Annotated in this window: 15 protein-coding genes; 2 read left to right on the forward strand and 13 right to left on the reverse strand. The window is 36.6% G+C overall.

Going from position 1 to position 15,861, the window contains the following annotated elements; genetic code table 11:
* The 9 genes from ODE14_RS15285 to pgi form a co-directional block, all read right to left on the reverse strand.
* Complete coding sequence (locus tag ODE14_RS15285; protein WP_263602049.1) at positions 1-612, reverse strand: porin family protein; 612 nt, start codon at positions 610-612, stop codon at positions 1-3.
* Positions 596-1,411, reverse strand: a complete 816-nt coding sequence (locus ODE14_RS15290) for an ABC transporter ATP-binding protein (RefSeq protein ID WP_248388960.1) — start codon at positions 1,409-1,411, stop codon at positions 596-598. The genes ODE14_RS15285 and ODE14_RS15290 overlap by 17 nt, the downstream gene beginning before the upstream one ends.
* Positions 1,412-2,164 carry an MlaE family ABC transporter permease gene (locus ODE14_RS15295; protein ID WP_248388959.1) on the reverse strand — a complete coding sequence of 251 codons (753 nt, stop codon included), beginning with the start codon at positions 2,162-2,164 and terminating at the stop codon, positions 1,412-1,414.
* 93 nt (positions 2,165-2,257) lie between these two features.
* Positions 2,258-3,628: an exopolysaccharide biosynthesis polyprenyl glycosylphosphotransferase gene (locus ODE14_RS15300; protein WP_263602050.1), complete on the reverse strand. Its 1,371-nt coding sequence runs from the start codon at positions 3,626-3,628 to the stop codon at positions 2,258-2,260.
* Positions 3,629-3,668: 40 nt separating this feature from the next.
* Entirely contained in the window at positions 3,669-4,298 is a 630-nt protein-coding gene (locus ODE14_RS15305; protein ID WP_248388957.1) for a 7-carboxy-7-deazaguanine synthase QueE, read from the reverse strand.
* A gap of 7 nt (positions 4,299-4,305) precedes the next feature.
* On the reverse strand, positions 4,306-5,190 hold the full coding sequence (locus ODE14_RS15310; RefSeq protein ID WP_089856500.1) for a bifunctional 5,10-methylenetetrahydrofolate dehydrogenase/5,10-methenyltetrahydrofolate cyclohydrolase: 885 nt from the start codon (positions 5,188-5,190) through the stop codon (positions 4,306-4,308).
* Positions 5,191-5,222: 32 nt separating this feature from the next.
* Positions 5,223-5,513 carry a type II toxin-antitoxin system RelE/ParE family toxin gene (locus ODE14_RS15315; RefSeq protein ID WP_263602051.1) on the reverse strand — a complete coding sequence of 97 codons (291 nt, stop codon included), beginning with the start codon at positions 5,511-5,513 and terminating at the stop codon, positions 5,223-5,225.
* Positions 5,503-5,721 carry a DUF2683 family protein gene (locus ODE14_RS15320; protein WP_263602052.1) on the reverse strand — a complete coding sequence of 73 codons (219 nt, stop codon included), beginning with the start codon at positions 5,719-5,721 and terminating at the stop codon, positions 5,503-5,505. Before ODE14_RS15320 ends, ODE14_RS15315 begins: the two co-directional genes overlap by 11 nt.
* A gap of 42 nt (positions 5,722-5,763) precedes the next feature.
* Positions 5,764-7,404 (reverse strand): glucose-6-phosphate isomerase, encoded by a 1,641-nt coding sequence (pgi, locus tag ODE14_RS15325; protein ID WP_263602053.1) that lies wholly within the window; start codon positions 7,402-7,404, stop codon positions 5,764-5,766.
* Positions 7,405-7,579: 175 nt separating this feature from the next.
* On the opposite strand from pgi, the gene ODE14_RS15330 reads away from it, so the two are divergent.
* The gene (locus tag ODE14_RS15330; protein ID WP_263602054.1) at positions 7,580-9,010 is read left to right on the forward strand and encodes a glycoside hydrolase family 125 protein; all 1,431 of its coding nucleotides are present in this window, start codon (positions 7,580-7,582) and stop codon (positions 9,008-9,010) included.
* 81 nt (positions 9,011-9,091) lie between these two features.
* On the opposite strand, the gene ODE14_RS15335 is transcribed toward ODE14_RS15330, so the two are convergent.
* Positions 9,092-10,000 carry a DUF4349 domain-containing protein gene (locus ODE14_RS15335; RefSeq protein ID WP_263602055.1) on the reverse strand — a complete coding sequence of 303 codons (909 nt, stop codon included), beginning with the start codon at positions 9,998-10,000 and terminating at the stop codon, positions 9,092-9,094.
* A gap of 208 nt (positions 10,001-10,208) precedes the next feature.
* Here ODE14_RS15335 and ODE14_RS15340 point away from each other — a divergent pair, with 208 nt between their 5' ends.
* Positions 10,209-11,567 carry an acyl-CoA dehydrogenase family protein gene (locus ODE14_RS15340; protein ID WP_263602056.1) on the forward strand — a complete coding sequence of 453 codons (1,359 nt, stop codon included), beginning with the start codon at positions 10,209-10,211 and terminating at the stop codon, positions 11,565-11,567.
* 112 nt (positions 11,568-11,679) lie between these two features.
* Here the strand turns inward: ODE14_RS15340 and ODE14_RS15345 are convergent, their stop codons facing one another.
* From ODE14_RS15345 to lon, 3 genes are all read right to left on the reverse strand, one after another.
* Complete coding sequence (locus ODE14_RS15345; RefSeq protein ID WP_263602057.1) at positions 11,680-12,057, reverse strand: DoxX family protein; 378 nt, start codon at positions 12,055-12,057, stop codon at positions 11,680-11,682.
* Positions 12,058-12,142: 85 nt separating this feature from the next.
* The gene (locus ODE14_RS15350; RefSeq protein WP_263602058.1) at positions 12,143-13,255 is read right to left on the reverse strand and encodes an AI-2E family transporter; all 1,113 of its coding nucleotides are present in this window, start codon (positions 13,253-13,255) and stop codon (positions 12,143-12,145) included.
* A 160-nt stretch (positions 13,256-13,415) separates the two neighbouring features.
* Positions 13,416-15,821: an endopeptidase La gene (gene lon / locus ODE14_RS15355; protein WP_248388942.1), complete on the reverse strand. Its 2,406-nt coding sequence runs from the start codon at positions 15,819-15,821 to the stop codon at positions 13,416-13,418.
* Positions 15,822-15,861: the final 40 nt, after the last annotated feature.

The raw sequence follows: 15,861 nt of genomic DNA on the forward strand, positions 1-15,861 counted from the left end.
TTAAAACTTATAACCTACACCTACCATAAACAGGTTAGGTCTGTTGTCATATCTTATCTCTTCACCTGAAACTCGGTTGATAAAATTTCTGGAATCTTTACTGAAAGCACCTTCGTATCTGGCATTCAGAATTAATTTAGAGATTTCAACCTGAGCACCAAATTGGTATCCTACGGTAAAATTATCCCTGGCATTTTCTTTAAAGTCATTAAAAGTGTCTTCTTTAGCCAAATTGTAGCTCGCCACAGGACCTACAAAAACACCAAGAGTATTTCCTAAAATATTGTATCCTAAAAGCACAGGAAGATCCAGCCTGCTACTCTTGATATCAAAAGTTGTATTGGCGGCAGTAAATTCATTTTTAAAATTGGTGTAGTACAATTCCGGCATCAGGAAAAACGAGGTTGGCAATCCCACTTTTAATGAAAGACCCACGTTAAAACCTGCATTGTTTTTACCTTCGCCTTCAATGGCCTGGTTTACCGTTCCTTTGATATTCTGCCATGACGGAGATCCTGTAGGAAAAATTAAATTTGCCTTTCCTGCCAAAGAAATCTGTGCAGAAGCAAATAGGGAAAACCCTATTAAAGCTATACTAAGAATCTTTTTCATTGTCTTCTATTTTTGTAATTGTATTGTCAATCGTTTTATTGTTCTCAAGCAGATACTCTCTCAGTTCTTTAAATAATTCCGAAGAATATACAAAGTCAATAAGATTTTTATTACCCGCCGTAATCAGGATATCTTTATTTCCTTCCCATTCCTTGATTCCTAATCTCAGGTATACAATTTTCTCGCCAATTGTCATTACAGAATTCATATCGTGGGTATTGATGATGGTAGTGGTATTGTATTCCTGGGTAATTTCCAGCAGCAGATCATCGATTACATTGGAGGTGTAAGGATCCAGACCGGAATTCGGTTCATCACAGAAAAGATATTTGGGATTATTCACAATTGCTCTTGCAATCGCTACCCGTTTCTGCATACCCCCGGAAATTTCGGAAGGAAATTTTTTATTAGCTTTATCAAGATGTACTCTTCCGATAACTTCGAAAACCCGTCTTTTCTTTTCCCTGAATGTTAAATTGGTAAACATATCCAGCGGGAACATAATATTTTCTTCCACTGTTAAAGAATCGAACAAGGCACTTCCCTGGAAAACCGTTCCGATCTCGGAGCGAAGATGCTGCTTTTCTTCTCTTGACATCACATTGATATCCTTACCGTCAAATAGAATTTCTCCGGAAGTTGGCTGATAAACATTAAGCAGACTTTTAAGGAATACCGTTTTTCCGGATCCACTCTGCCCAATGATCAGATTGACCTTTCCTTTATCGAATGTAGTTGAAATCCCTTTAAGTACCTCAACCTGATCAAAACTTTTTTTAAGATCTTTTACCTCAATCATTTAGCTTAATATTAATTGGGTTAATAGTAATTCCGAAAGGATAATGAAAACCATTGTCCAAACTACTGCCTGTGTACTTGCTCTCCCTACTTCCAAAGATCCTCCTTTTACATTATATCCAAAATATGAAGGTACTGTTGCTATGATAAAAGCAAAAACAATTGTTTTTGTGAATGCATAATAAATAAACAGATTCGGCATATACATCTGTATTCCTACAATATAATCATTGGTAGTCCAGTTTCCGGTTAAAATCCCGGCTATATAACCTCCGCCAATACCAAAAACAATACTTATGGCAATAAGTAGAGGATTAAAGATTACACACGCTACAATTTTAGGAAAAATAAGAAAATTAGGAGAATTTACTCCCATAATATCCAAAGCGTCAATCTGTTCGGAAACCCTCATGGTTCCGATACTGGAGGCAATGTAAGAACCTACTTTACCGGCAAGGATAAGACTTATAATGGTAGGAGAAAATTCCAGAACCAAAACGGCTTTTGTAGCATATCCTACAAATGATGGCGGAATAGGGAATGATGAAGCATCAAAATTATTAAACATCTGAATGGCCACAACTGCTCCTACAAATATAGAAGTGAAGATGACAAGACCAAATGAATTAACGCCTAAGTCATTTATTTCTCTCATGAGCAGCTTCCAGAAAACATTCATTTTCTGTGGCTTCTGTATAGATTTACCGAGAAGGATAATGTATTCTCCGACTGCTGTAAAAAACTTTTTTAACATTCTGCTAAATTAGACTTTTTTTATTTATTAATTATAGAATGGGCAGACCAGGCTCTATCAATATTCAATATATCATAATGTAGACCAAAATCTTTATTTTGCATTTTTATCTCCGCCAATCACCAGCAAAATGGTTTTTAAGATGATGACCAGATCAAGCATGAAACTCCAGTTTCTTACATAAAATGCATCTGCCAAAACTCTTTTATTCATTTCCACTTCCACATCTCCGGCATCTCCGCGAAGTCCGTTTACCTGAGCAAGACCTGTAATTCCGGGAGTTACCATGCTTCTCAGGCTGTAGCGTCCTATTTTTGGTTTGTAATAATTGTCTACCGCAAGCATATGAGGCCTTGGTCCTACGATGGACATGTCCCCTTTCAGGACATTCAGAAACTGAGGCATTTCGTCAAGGCTGGTTTTTCTCAGAAACTTTCCGAAAGGAGTAATCCTTTTATCATTTTCTTCAGTTGTTTTTGTTGACGATTCGTCATTAACGATCATTGTACGGAATTTGATGCATTTAAAAACCTCTTCATGAAATCCATATCTCTCCTGAATAAAAAATACAGGTCCTTTTGATGTTAATTTGATTAAAACAGCAACAATAGGGAAGAGCCACGAACATACTCCAATCAAAATGACTAAAGAAAAGATGATATCGAAAATTCTTTTCATCAAATAATTAGAATAATATTCCAGCGGATATTTTACCTGATTAAGAACGGGCTGTGTCTGTATATATCCCATATTGTAAAGGAAAAAATCACTTTGTGTAATATTGGGAATCAATGAGATGTGTACTTTATTCGCTTCTGCCAGTTTGAAAATTTCTTTTTCCGTACTGTGCGTATAAGAATTTTCCAGAGGAATGAACAGCGTGTGGATTCCGTTTTCCTTCCAGAATTCAATCAGCTGATCGGTTTTGATTTCCTCATTTGGATATTCAAAAATTTTATATCCGTAATCCCTTCTGTCTCTTAATATATTTTTTAAAACTTCCGTAGAGCTGTTCTCATGTATAAACATCACGTTCCGGTGGTTGATCCCAAGGCTTCGGACATATTTGATTCCGAAAAATATCATCGATCTTACAAAAAAAATAAAAAAGAAGAGATAGAAGGAAAGCCAGTAAATATCTGAATTAAAAAATACATTGTAGCTTACTTTTCCAATCAGCAATACCCCAAGAATAAATAACAAAAAATGAATGAAGATTCTTTCCAGAAACAGAGTATAGGTAAGGTTTCTGGGAATATTGTAAATTCCTGTTCTTCCGCTTAAAAGAATCCAGAATAAAAAAAGCAATGCTAAAGAAAAGGCATTCTGATACCAGGTTTCCTCATTGTATTTCAGAGTCTGATTCCTTGTTAAAAAAAAGAATATGAAAATAGATGCAATAACCACAAGGTCAAGCAGGATAATGATGGATTTAAGATATCTGGAATAGCGTATTCTCTGCATCTATCGGGTTTAACGGATAAGAAAGCTAATTTACATATTTTTATGGAATATTCAGATACTTATGGGTCTGCACGGAAGCTCTCCACTCCGGATGTTCGAGAATGAAATCTGTAATTTTAGGGTACATTTCGTCACGTTTGCTCCATTCGCTCTGGAGGTATAGTGTACAGCTCTCTGAAACCTTTGCTGCCTGCTCCTGGGCGAATTTAAAGTCATTATTATTAAATACAATCACTTTCAGCTCATGTGCTTTTTGATAAATTTCCTCTTTTGGGAGGCCGGTTTTCTTGGGAGATAATGTGATCCAGTCGATCTGCCCGCTCAACGGATAAGCTCCTGAAGTTTCAATATGAATAGAGCAGCCCAGTTCTTTTAGTCTTGATGTTAAAATATCAAGGTTCCACATCAATGGCTCTCCACCTGTTAAAACAATTGTCTTACAGTGTTTTGCTGCGGTTTCTGCAATTTCTTTTGCATTCATCAGCGGATGCAGGTTCGGATCCCAGCTTTCCTTTACATCGCACCAATGGCACCCTACATCGCAGCCACCCAGCCTGATAAAATAGGCTGCTTTTCCGGTATGTGCTCCTTCTCCCTGAAGAGTGTAAAAATGCTCCATCACAGGGAGCATTTTACCTTCTTTTAATAATATATCTTCTACTAAGTCCATTTTAAAATTAATCGTTGTAGACCGAAGTTTTGTAAGCAATGATTGTATTTTTCATCAACATCGCTCTTGTCATAGGCCCAACTCCTCCCGGAACCGGTGTAATCCAGCTTGCTTTTGCTGCACAGCTGTCAAAGTCTACGTCACCAGCCAGATAATATCCTTTCGGAGAGTCGTCGTCTACTCTTGTAATACCTACGTCAACAATCACCGCTCCTTCTTTGATCATATCTCCTTTCAGGAAATGAGGATCACCTAATGCGGTAATAACAATGTCTGCTTTTTTAGTATATTCTTCGATGTCTTTTGTATAAGAGTGTGTTAAGGTAACCGTAGAATTTCCCGGGAAATCTTTTCTTCCCATAAGGATACTCATCGGTCTTCCTACGATTTTACTTCTTCCGATAATAACACAATCTTTACCTTTTGTTTCAATATTGTATCTTTCCAGTAATGTTAAAATACCAAATGGCGTAGCAGGCAGGAAAGTATCCATTTCCAATGCCATTCTTCCGAAATTTTCAGGGTGAAAACCGTCAACATCTTTTCTTGGATCAATAGCATTAATGATTTTTTCCTGGTCGATCTGATCCGGTAATGGCAACTGAACGATGAATCCGTCAACCGCTTTGGATTTATTTAATTCATCAATTTTTTCCAGCAACTCAGATTCTGAAACAGTGCTTGGAAATTTTATAAGGCTTGATTGAAAGCCAACTTCTTCACAGTCTTTTACTTTTGAATTGACATAAGCTTTGCTCGCTCCATTGTTTCCTACAAGAATAGCCACCAAATGTGGTGCACGTCTTTTCCCGGCAACAATTTTTTCAACTTCAGCCTTTATTTCCTGTTTTATTTCTTTGGATATTTTTAGTCCGTCAAGAATTTCTGCCATTTTTACTTTTATTACTTTTATAATTAGATTTTTTAAGGATATTTTTCCGGATTCTGATGGGTGCAGAAAACGGAGAGGATATTTACGATTTTTTCTTTTTCGTCTACATCAAATAAAATTAAATAAGGCAGTTTCTTTAAAGGAATCGCCCTTACATCTTTATATTTAACTGCGAAAAAAGGATTTATCTGCAAAGATTTATAAGCATCTAATAATTTTTTCTTAAAACTTTTAGCTGCAGATTGAGATTGCAGTTTATAATATTTAATAGCATCATCAATATTATTGTTTGCAATAGGAGAAACTAAAATTTTAAATGCCATACTTTTCGGAAATTCTCTTTAACGATTCGAATGCATCTACCGATTGTGATCTGTCTTGTTTTAAAGATTCATCAATAACTCTTTTCATTTCATCCGTCAATTCAAAATCATCCTCGTTTTTTTCAAAACTGATTTTCATTTTTTTCAAAAGATTTTCCATTAAAGTTTCTTCTTCTTTATTTTTAAGATGTATGATAATGGTACTCATTTGTTTTATTTTTAATCAAAATTAATGAAAATCAGCAACAATTTATTTGTTTGCTTTATAATAATTAATTAATCCATTGGTTGAAGAATCATGAGCGCTAACGGTCTCATTACTTTCAAGTTCCGGAAGAATTTTATTCGCTAAAACTTTCCCTAATTCCACCCCGAACTGGTCGAAACTGAAAATATTCCAGATTACGCCCTGAACGAAAATTTTATGCTCGTACAATGCGATTAGTTGCCCTAATGAAAAAGGAGTTAATTCATTGAAAAGTATAGAGTTGGTAGGTGTATTTCCGTGGAAAACTTTATAATTTAATAAGAAATCAATTTCTTCATCAGATTTTCCTGAGGCCTTTAATTCCGCTTCTACCTCTTCTTCTGTTTTTCCGAAGGCAAGAGCTTCAGTCTGCGCAAAAAAGTTCGCGAGTAATTTATCCTGATGATCGGAAACTTTGTTTGGACTCTTAGCGTAAGCAATAAAATCAGCAGGAATCAGTTCTGTTCCCTGGTGAATTAATTGATAGAAAGCATGCTGTCCGTTTGTTCCCGGTTCTCCCCAAATGATGGGTCCTGTTTCATATTCTACGAACTCGCCGTTTCTGTCAACACATTTTCCGTTGCTTTCCATATCTCCCTGCTGGAAATATGCCGGAAATCTGTCTAAATATTGTGAGTAAGGAAGAATCGCAACCGTTGTCGCTGCATAAAAATTACGGTACCAGATTCCGATCAATCCCATTAAAACTGGAATGTTTTCAGCAAAATCTGCTGTCTGGAAATGCTGGTCTGTATCGTAAGCTCCTCTGAGTAACTGTTCAAAGTTTTCATAACCTACAGCCAAGACGATACTTAATCCGATGGCGCTCCATAGTGAGTATCTTCCGCCCACCCAATCCCAGAATTCGAAGATATTCTCTTCCGCAATTCCAAAGTCTTTAACCGCTTGGACGTTAGTAGATAAAGCCACAAAGTGTTTCGCTACATCTTCCTGTTTTCCTGCTTTTAAGAACCAGTCTCTTGCAGAATGAGCATTCGTCATTGTTTCCTGGGTAGTAAATGTTTTAGAAGCAATGATGAACAGCGTTGTTTCAGGATTGAGGTCTTTCACAACTTCTGCAATATGATTTCCGTCTACATTAGAAACAAAATGAACGTTTAACCTTGTTTTAAAATGTTTTAAAGCCGAAACCACCATCACAGGCCCTAAATCCGAACCGCCGATTCCAATGTTCACAACATCTGTAATTTCTTTTCCGCTAAAACCTTTATGAGCTCCTGAAATAATACTTTCGGAAAAAGATTTCATATGATCCAAAACCTTTTTAATCTGAGGTTTGATGTTTTCTCCGTCTACTAAAATCTCTTTATCGGAAAAATCCCTCAAAGCTGTATGCAGAACTGCTCTTCCTTCCGTCTCATTGATTTTGTCTCCCGAAAACATTTTGGAAATGGCATCTTTCAGTTCACATTCTTCTGCGAGACTTAAAAGAAGCTTTTTCGTTTCGGAATCGATGAGGTTTTTCGAATAATCGAACAAAAAATTCGGTCTTTTGATTGAAAATTCATTAAAACGGTTCGGATTGCTTTGAAAAAGACTTCTCAGATCAAAATCATTATTGGCAAACTGTTCGTCTAATGCTTTCCAGCTATTGGTTTGAGTAGGATTTATTTTTGATAGCATATATTAGAAATTAGGTTTTGTGATTAGGATTCAGGATCGTGAATACCAAATCCTCATGTAAAATATTGATTTGCAAATTTACGGAATTTAGTTCAATGATGTCAATGGATGATTAAAAATCAGCCGGCAAGTTCTTATTGTCAAAATCAGTATTTTTAGATCAAATTTTTTACTAATGATCAACAGACGTAATTTTATCAGAAAATCATCATTAGGAATTGGCTTTTTTGCTTTGCCCTTGCCTGTAAAATTTATTTTTAACAAAGAATATATTTCCAGACGGCCCGAAATTTCCCAACGAAAATTTACGTCTGAAGCGGTTGAAAAAACCATTAAGACAGTTAAAAAATCAATTGCTGACAAAGAACTGGCGTGGATGTTTGAAAATTGTTTTCCTAATACATTAGACACAACAGTAAAATTTTATTATAAAAATAATAAGCCTTACACTTATGTAATTACGGGAGATATTGACGCCATGTGGCTCCGGGATTCTTCTGCACAGGTTTATCCGTATTTAGGCCTTGCCAATGAAGATGAAAAGCTGAAGAATCTCTTAAAAGGTGTTATTAATAAGCAGGTAGAATGTGTTCTTCTTGATCCTTATGCCAATGCTTTTTTTGATGATGCAGCCAAAATAAGCGAATGGAAAGATGATTCTACACTAATGAAGCCAGGAATTCACGAAAGGAAGTGGGAAATCGATTCTTTATGTTATGTGATGAGATTGTCTTATAACTACTGGAAAGCAACTGGTGATTCTTCAGTATTTGATGCGGATTGGAAAAAAGCAATGCTTTTGATTTTGCAGACTTTTAAACAGCAGCAAAGAAAAGATTCAAAAGGACCTTATAAATTCCAGCGATCCAATGGAAATCCTTTGGATACGCAGTTTGCAGGAGGGTACGGAAATCCAACCATGAAAATTGGACTTATTCATTCGATGTTCAGACCTTCGGATGATGCTACTTTTTACCCGTTTTTGATTTCTTCCAATATGTTTGCGGTAGTTTCTTTAAGAGAGACGGCAGAAATCTTTTCTAAAATTTTAAAAGATGAGAATTCTTCAGGGCAGTTTAAAGATTTGGCTAAAGAAGTAGATGATGCGATTCAAAAATATGCTGTTTTAAATCATCCTGAGGCGGGAAAGATTTATGCATTGGAAATCGACGGTTTTGGAAATGCTCTGTTTATGGATGATGCCAATGTCCCGAATTTACTGTCCATCCCTTATTTAGGATATGCTTCGAAAGACGATAAAATTTATCAGAATACCAGGAAGTTTTCTTTGAGCAAGACCAATCCATGGTTTAGTGAGGGAAAATTTGCCAAAGGAATCGGCGGGCCACACATCGGAGAACATAAGATCTGGCCTTTAGGCCTGATCATGCAGGCTTTAACCACCGATAACGATGAAGAAATTATTTCATGTTTGAAAATGCTGAAGGCCACACACGCTGGAACAGGATTTATCCATGAGTCTTTTGATGTTGATCATCCTGAAGATTTTACAAGGGCGTGGTTTGCATGGGCCAATACTTTATTTGGTGAACTGATTCTTCATCTCTATAAAACAAAACCGGAAATTCTTAAAAGAAAGTTTTAATGAAAATAAAAACCTCAGGATTTACCAAAGGTTTATTGTAAAATTTAAAATATATATAGATAACCCGTAGGTTAGAATAGCTTATGCTTCAGCGTCCGACCGCTTTTTTGCAGACTTCCTTTTTCTTGCAAAATAAACAACTGCAATTCCGATTAATACAATTGGCCATACTGTAATTAATCCTACAACAATTTTCTGAATTAAATAATATCCTTCCACAAAAGCTGATTTAGTACTGTATAGAAAATCGAAGTTATATTTATCATCAATACTGTCTGTGTTGGTAATGGCAATCTCAGCAACTCTGATTTTTGGTTCTTTAATGTAAATATCCACCATGCTGTATTTCAGGTTGTCAGTCACATCCATGTTGGCTAATTGTTGTTGATTGCCTTCAGCCATATTTTCGTTATCCAGCTCTACTTTATCTTTATTAGCTTTTAATGCAGAGATGTTTTTGCTGTTTTTTTCAATTCTTTTGCTTTCAAGCTGGGCGTATTTTATGCTTGATGTTATATCTTCCGCGTTAATGAGCCTTGAATTAAGGAATAGTTTTTTATCGTTGATCATAGTGAGCAGTTCACCGAGTTTTTCAGTTGGAACTCGCAGCTGCATCCTGTTTTCTGTCTGGTACTTTTTTACCAATACGGCATTTTCATTCGATGTGTTATATGTATTTTCCGAAACAACATTACTCTGCAGGTTGCTTTTTGTTACAAATCCTCCAAGTTCCTGTACAGACTTTTCAATAGAGATCGTTGTCTCATAAACGTCTTTTACTTCCATGTTCACATCAGCGGTTTTAATAAACTGCTTGTCTTTTACTCTCATGGTGGCAACGGAAGAAACACTATCCGAAACCATTGCTGCCGAAGAGTCAGCGGTAGCATACGCTTCCATATCTGTTGATGCAACTTCTCCTTTTTTACAGGAATATATTCCTAATAACAATGCGGCTGCCAATGATAATCTGAGGTACGTTGTTTTCATAATATTGATTTTTAATGTTTTGCTTATTCCAAAGTTCGGGCTGAATCTTTTGTAACATTTGGAAATCAGCGGTAAACAATTTGTAAAAGGAAATTATTTATTAAGTTTTTAAAAATCAGGTATTTGTAAAATAAACAGGTTTTAGGTACCTCATTTTCGGATTAATTTTTGCTTATCTTTTACAAGTCAAACACACAAAGAATTATTTATGTCAAATACTTTTTCCAAAATCAGAAATGCAATAGAATTATTCAGATCCATAGACTTTGACCAGCTGAGTACAATTTCTCAAAAGGTAAATCTTCCCAAGTTGATGGAGAATTTCTCCAAGCTAGACGATAAGCAGCTTTCCGGAATGATGAAAATGCTCGATCCCAATAAAAAGAAAAAAGAACTTCCACCCATCGATGGCGACTTTTACGACATTTATCATACGTTGAGCCCGGAGCAAAGAGAAATTCAGCTTAAAGTAAGAGCGTTTATGGAAAAAGAAGTAAGGCCTTTGGTTAATCATTACTGGCTGAGAGACGAATTTCCACATGAATTAATACCGAAATTTCAGAAACTGAATATTTGCGGCGTTACCTATGAAGGGTATGGGTGTCCCGGATTGCCTTTCCTGATGGAAGGCGTTCTGGCTATGGAAATGGCAAGAGTAGATGCTTCTATTGCTACTTTCTTCGGAGTGCAGTCCGGTCTTTCCATGGGTTCGATTTATATCTGCGGTTCTGAAGAGCAAAAGCAAAAGTGGCTTCCGCAAATGCAGAGATTCGAAAAAATAGGAGCTTTTGGCTTAACGGAGCCTGAAGTCGGTTCCGGAGCAGCAGGTGGCTTAACGGTAACCTGTAAGAAAACGCCTGAAGGCTGGGTTCTGAACGGACAGAAAAAGTGGATCGGGAATGCAACTTTTGCCGATGTTATTATTATCTGGGCCAGAGATCTTGATGATGGCGAAGTAAAAGGATTTATTGTTGAAAAAGATAATCCCGGATATTCGGTAGAGAAAATAAAGGGGAAAATGGCTTTGAGAATCGTTCAAAATGGATTGATTACCCTAAAAGATTGCCTGATTACTGAAGAAAACAGATTGCAAAATGCAAATTCTTTTAAAGATACCGCGAAAGTATTACGGATGACGAGGGCAGGAGTGGCCTGGATGGCAACCGGTTGCGCCAGAGGAGCGTATGAAAGTGCTTTGGATTATACCAAGAAAAGAGAACAGTTCGGTAAACCGATTGCTTCTTTCCAGATGATTCAGGGACATTTAGTGGAAATGCTTTCCAATCTTACGGCAATGCAGACAATGGTTTTCAGACTTTCCGAAATGCAGGATGAAGGAATTTTGAAAGATGAACACGCATCTCTCGCAAAAGTTTTCTGTACCATGAGAACGAGGGATATCGTATCAAGAGCAAGAGAAGTCATGGGCGGAAACGGAATCCTCCTTGAATACGACGTAGCTAGATTCGTAGCAGATGCGGAAGCTATTTATTCTTACGAAGGAACCAAAGAAATCAATTCTTTGATTGTGGGAAGATCAATTACCGGCTTTAGTGCATTTGTATGATATAAGTGAATGGTCAATTGTTAATTCGCTTTGATTGTCAATTTTTTAAATTTCCTGTGGAGCAAAATTCACTATTGACCATTCATAATTTAATTGGTCATTCATTTTTTGATCAGCTCACCAGATGTTTGTATTTTTCTCTGTTGTCTATAATCATCCAGAGGTTGATAAGAAACATTACTCCAACAGTAGCCATCATACTTGGTGATTTGTCTAAAGTAAACACATGCGCGACAATTCCTACCATCACGGGTAAAATGACAATAGCTCCTAAAGCTCTCGTTTTTGGAAAGATAAACAGCAGTCCGCCGATGACTTCAACGGCACCTACCAATGGCATCAGCCAAGCAATTTCCCCAAAAGCACTAAAAACTTTCATTTGCTCCGGAGTCGGGTTTTCCATTGGCATGTAATTGAAGAATTTGTTTAATCCGGCATTAATAAACATTAATCCGAAAAGAAGAGACAGGATAAATTTTACGGCTTTCATAGAAATATTTTTATTTAAAGTTAAATAAAATTATAATCCATTAACTATATGTTGTAAAATTTATAATAAATATTTTATTTTGTAATTAATCCATCTCTTTTAGGGTTATATTTTTAGAGATTTTATATTTTTTCTTTTTCTTATCCGGTTTTTCTTCTTCACCGAGTAATTTTCCCCACGGCTGAAGTCCTTCAACTCTTTCAAAGATAATTTTAATGATGGCAATGGCCGGAATACATAAAAACATGCCTGCAATTCCCCACAGATGTTCACCAACCAGAATGCCTATAAAAGAAAATAAGGCGTTGATTTTTACTTTTGATCCTACTACAAAAGGAAGAATAATGTTTCCGTCTATGGCATGAACAATAATATATCCTATAGCAACGTAAATGCATGTGGACGGAGTACTGGTTGCAAAAGCGATAAAACAGGAAATAAGGAGCGAAATGAAAATGCCTATATAAGGAATTATATTAAGCAAACCGGTAAGAACTCCAAGCAGAATAGCATATTTTACTCCCAGTATGGTAAGGACAGTTGTTGTAAGGATCGAAACAATAATCACCTGAAGACAAAGCCCGATAATATATCTTTTTGTCATTATTCTAACTTCCGAAACGACTTCCTGAACACTGCTTTTATGCTTTTCGGTGAAAACATTAACAATGAAATTGTTTAAAATTCTTCTGTAATTTAAAATGAATATGAAAAATAAAATAAAGAAAGCTAAAAATCCTAATCCTGTAGAAAAAATTCCCAGGGTAAACCCTAAAATAATGCCTGTAGAAGATAACAGTTTCTTTAAGCCTTCGTCCAGATAGGCAAACTGCTCATCAATTTTCACATTAAATGTTCTGGAAACCCATCTTTGGAGATCATGAAAAACATGTGTTGCCTGCTCTGTAAGCTGGGGAATGTCTTTACTGAAACTGGAAATCTGGGAACCAAAGAAAAAGATAAGACTTGTAATGACAATCAGCAAAATCATTACAGAAAATATGGTAGAAAATGATCTTGGAAATTTTAATTTCTGTTCCAGAAAATTAGCAAATGGCAAAAATATCATGGCCATAAGAAATGCTAAAAAAAACGGAGCAAGAATGCTTTCGCCCAAAGCTAAAAGATATCCAAATCCTATTATGGAAACAATAACCAGCGCAAGCTTTACGAGAAAAGGAAGCCGAAGTAAATTCATAATTTTTTCTGTTGTATAAAAATAATAAAACACTCCGAATTGAAGCGTCTTAAAAATAATTTATTTGACGACTGTAGGATAAGAAAATTCCATGCCTGTTTTTTAAATTAAAAAAAACACATCCTTGTGAGATGTGTTTATATGAGAATATTAATGTAATCTATTTTTCAACGGCGAGTTCCAGCACTTCATTCATCCAGCTTACATAATGAACTTTCAGATTTTTTAGGTAATCCTTTTTTATTTCTTCTACATCTTTTCTGTTGGCCTCACAAAGAATAACTTCTTTGATTCCCGCTCTTGTTGCAGCAAGCAGCTTTTCTTTAATTCCGCCTACCGGAAGTACTTTTCCTCTCAGCGTAATCTCACCGGTCATGGCAAGATGAGGTTTTACTTTTTTATTTTTAAATGAAGAAACCATCGAAGTAAGCATGGCAATCCCTGCAGATGGACCGTCCTTAGGAGTTGCTCCTTCCGGAACGTGAACGTGGATATTCTTCTTTTCAATATCGTCCTGAGAAATTCCCAGGTCATCATGTTTGGCTTTAATATATTCCAGGGCGATGGTTGCAGATTCTTTCATTACCGTTCCCAGATTTCCGGTCATGGTAAGCGAGCCTTTTCCGTTGCTGGTAATGCTTTCGATAAAAAGGATATCGCCGCCTACGCTTGTCCATGCAAGCCCGGTAACAACGCCTGGTACGTCGGTAAGTTCAGACAGGCTTTTAGGTCTCGGAACGCCTAAGATTTCATCAATTTTTTCAATGGAGATTTTTGGGTCATATTCTTTTACCAAAGCTGTTTGCAGTGCTGCCCATCTTGCGATGGCTGCGAGTCTTTTTTCAAGGCTTCTTACCCCGCTCTCTGAAGTATGTGCTTCAATAATATGCTTAAGCTCACTGTTTCCAAGTTTGAATGATTTGGAATCGAGGCCGTTTTCTTCCTGTTGTTTCTTGATTAAATGTCGTTTGGCGATTTCGATTTTTTCTTCCAAAGTATATCCTGTAATCTGAATAATTTCCATTCTGTCCAGCAAAGGTGTCTGAATCGTTGATAGGGAATTTGCTGTGGCAATAAACATTACTTTGGACAAATCATAGCCCATTTCAAGGAAATTGTCGTAGAATGATTTATTCTGCTCAGGATCAAGTACTTCCAGGAGTGCGGAACTCGGATCACCGTGCATTCCTTTTCCTACTTTATCAATCTCATCCAGAACAATTACAGGATTTGAAGTTTCTGATTTTTTAATAGACTGAAGAATTCTTCCTGCCATGGCTCCGATGTATGTTTTTCTGTGTCCACGGATTTCACTTTCATCATGCAGCCCGCCCAGAGAAACCCGTACATATTTTCTTCCCAAGGCATCGGCAACGGATTTTCCGAGAGATGTTTTTCCCACACCCGGAGGTCCCACCAAAAGAAGAATAGGAGATTTCATGTTGTTTTTAAGTTTTAAAACAGCCATATGTTCCAGGATCCTTTTTTTGATGTCTTCCAGTCCGAAATGTGCTTTATCTAAAATTTTCTGCGCTCTCTCAATGTCAAAAGTATCTTTGGTGTACGTTTCCCAGGGAAGATCGGTAAAGAAATCCAGGTAATTTCTCTGAACATTATAATCCGGAGAATTAGGATTCTGACGCTGCAAACGGTTAATCTCTTTTTGAAAATGCTCTTCAACTTCCTGGCTCCAGGTTTTCTTTTTAGCTTTAGCGATTAGTTCTTCAACATCACTTTCCGGGCCGCCACCAAGTTCCTCCTGGATGGTTCTGATCTGTTGATTCAGGAAATATTCCCGCTGCTGTTTATCGAGATCTTTGGAAGTTTTCTGATGAATCTGATTTCTCAGCTCCAGTTTTCTGAAATCCTCATGCATCATTTCATAGCACTTATTAGCCCTTTCCATAAGGTTTTTCTCCTCAAGAAGTTTTTGCTTTTCGGTAGAAGGGAAGTTGGCGTTGGTGCAGATGAAATTCAGCAGGTCATCATTATTATTGATGTTTTTAATGGCAAAATTGGCCGCATTAGGGATATTCGGATCAAGTTCGATAATCTTTAACGCAAGATCTTTCACATTTTCCAGCAATGCTTCGTATTCTTCCTTGTTTTTTGGCTTTCCGTCTTTTAGCTTTGATATCTCTGCCTTAAAATAAGGTTGCTTTTCAACGATTTTTTTAATCTTAAACCGATGAAATCCTTTTGTAATAGCCGTAATATTGCCTTCAGGAAGCTTTATAATCTTAATGATTTTGGCAAGTGTACCTACCTGGAAAATATCTTTTTCCGATGGCTGTTCTAAGTCAGAATTTTTCTGGCTTACAATTCCTATAAAATCGCCGTTTTTTTGTGCTTCCTCCAGAAGCTGTATGGATGTTTTTCTTCCGGCTGTTATGGGGATAACCACATTCGGGAACATCACCATATTCCTTACGGGAAGAACCGGAAATATTTTTTGTTCGGAATTTTTCTCTGTTTCTGCAAGATCGGAAAGGTTGATCTCTTCAGCTACAATATCAAATCCGTCACTTATCATTTCTTCTAAACTTATATCTTCAAACTCTGTCATAGTAAATCGAATGACAAATTGTCATTGCCGTTTTAATTCA

The sequence above is a fragment of the Chryseobacterium sp. PET-29 genome (assembly GCF_025736815.1).
In the GTDB taxonomy this organism is placed as follows: Bacteria; Bacteroidota; Bacteroidia; order Flavobacteriales; family Weeksellaceae; genus Chryseobacterium; species Chryseobacterium nepalense.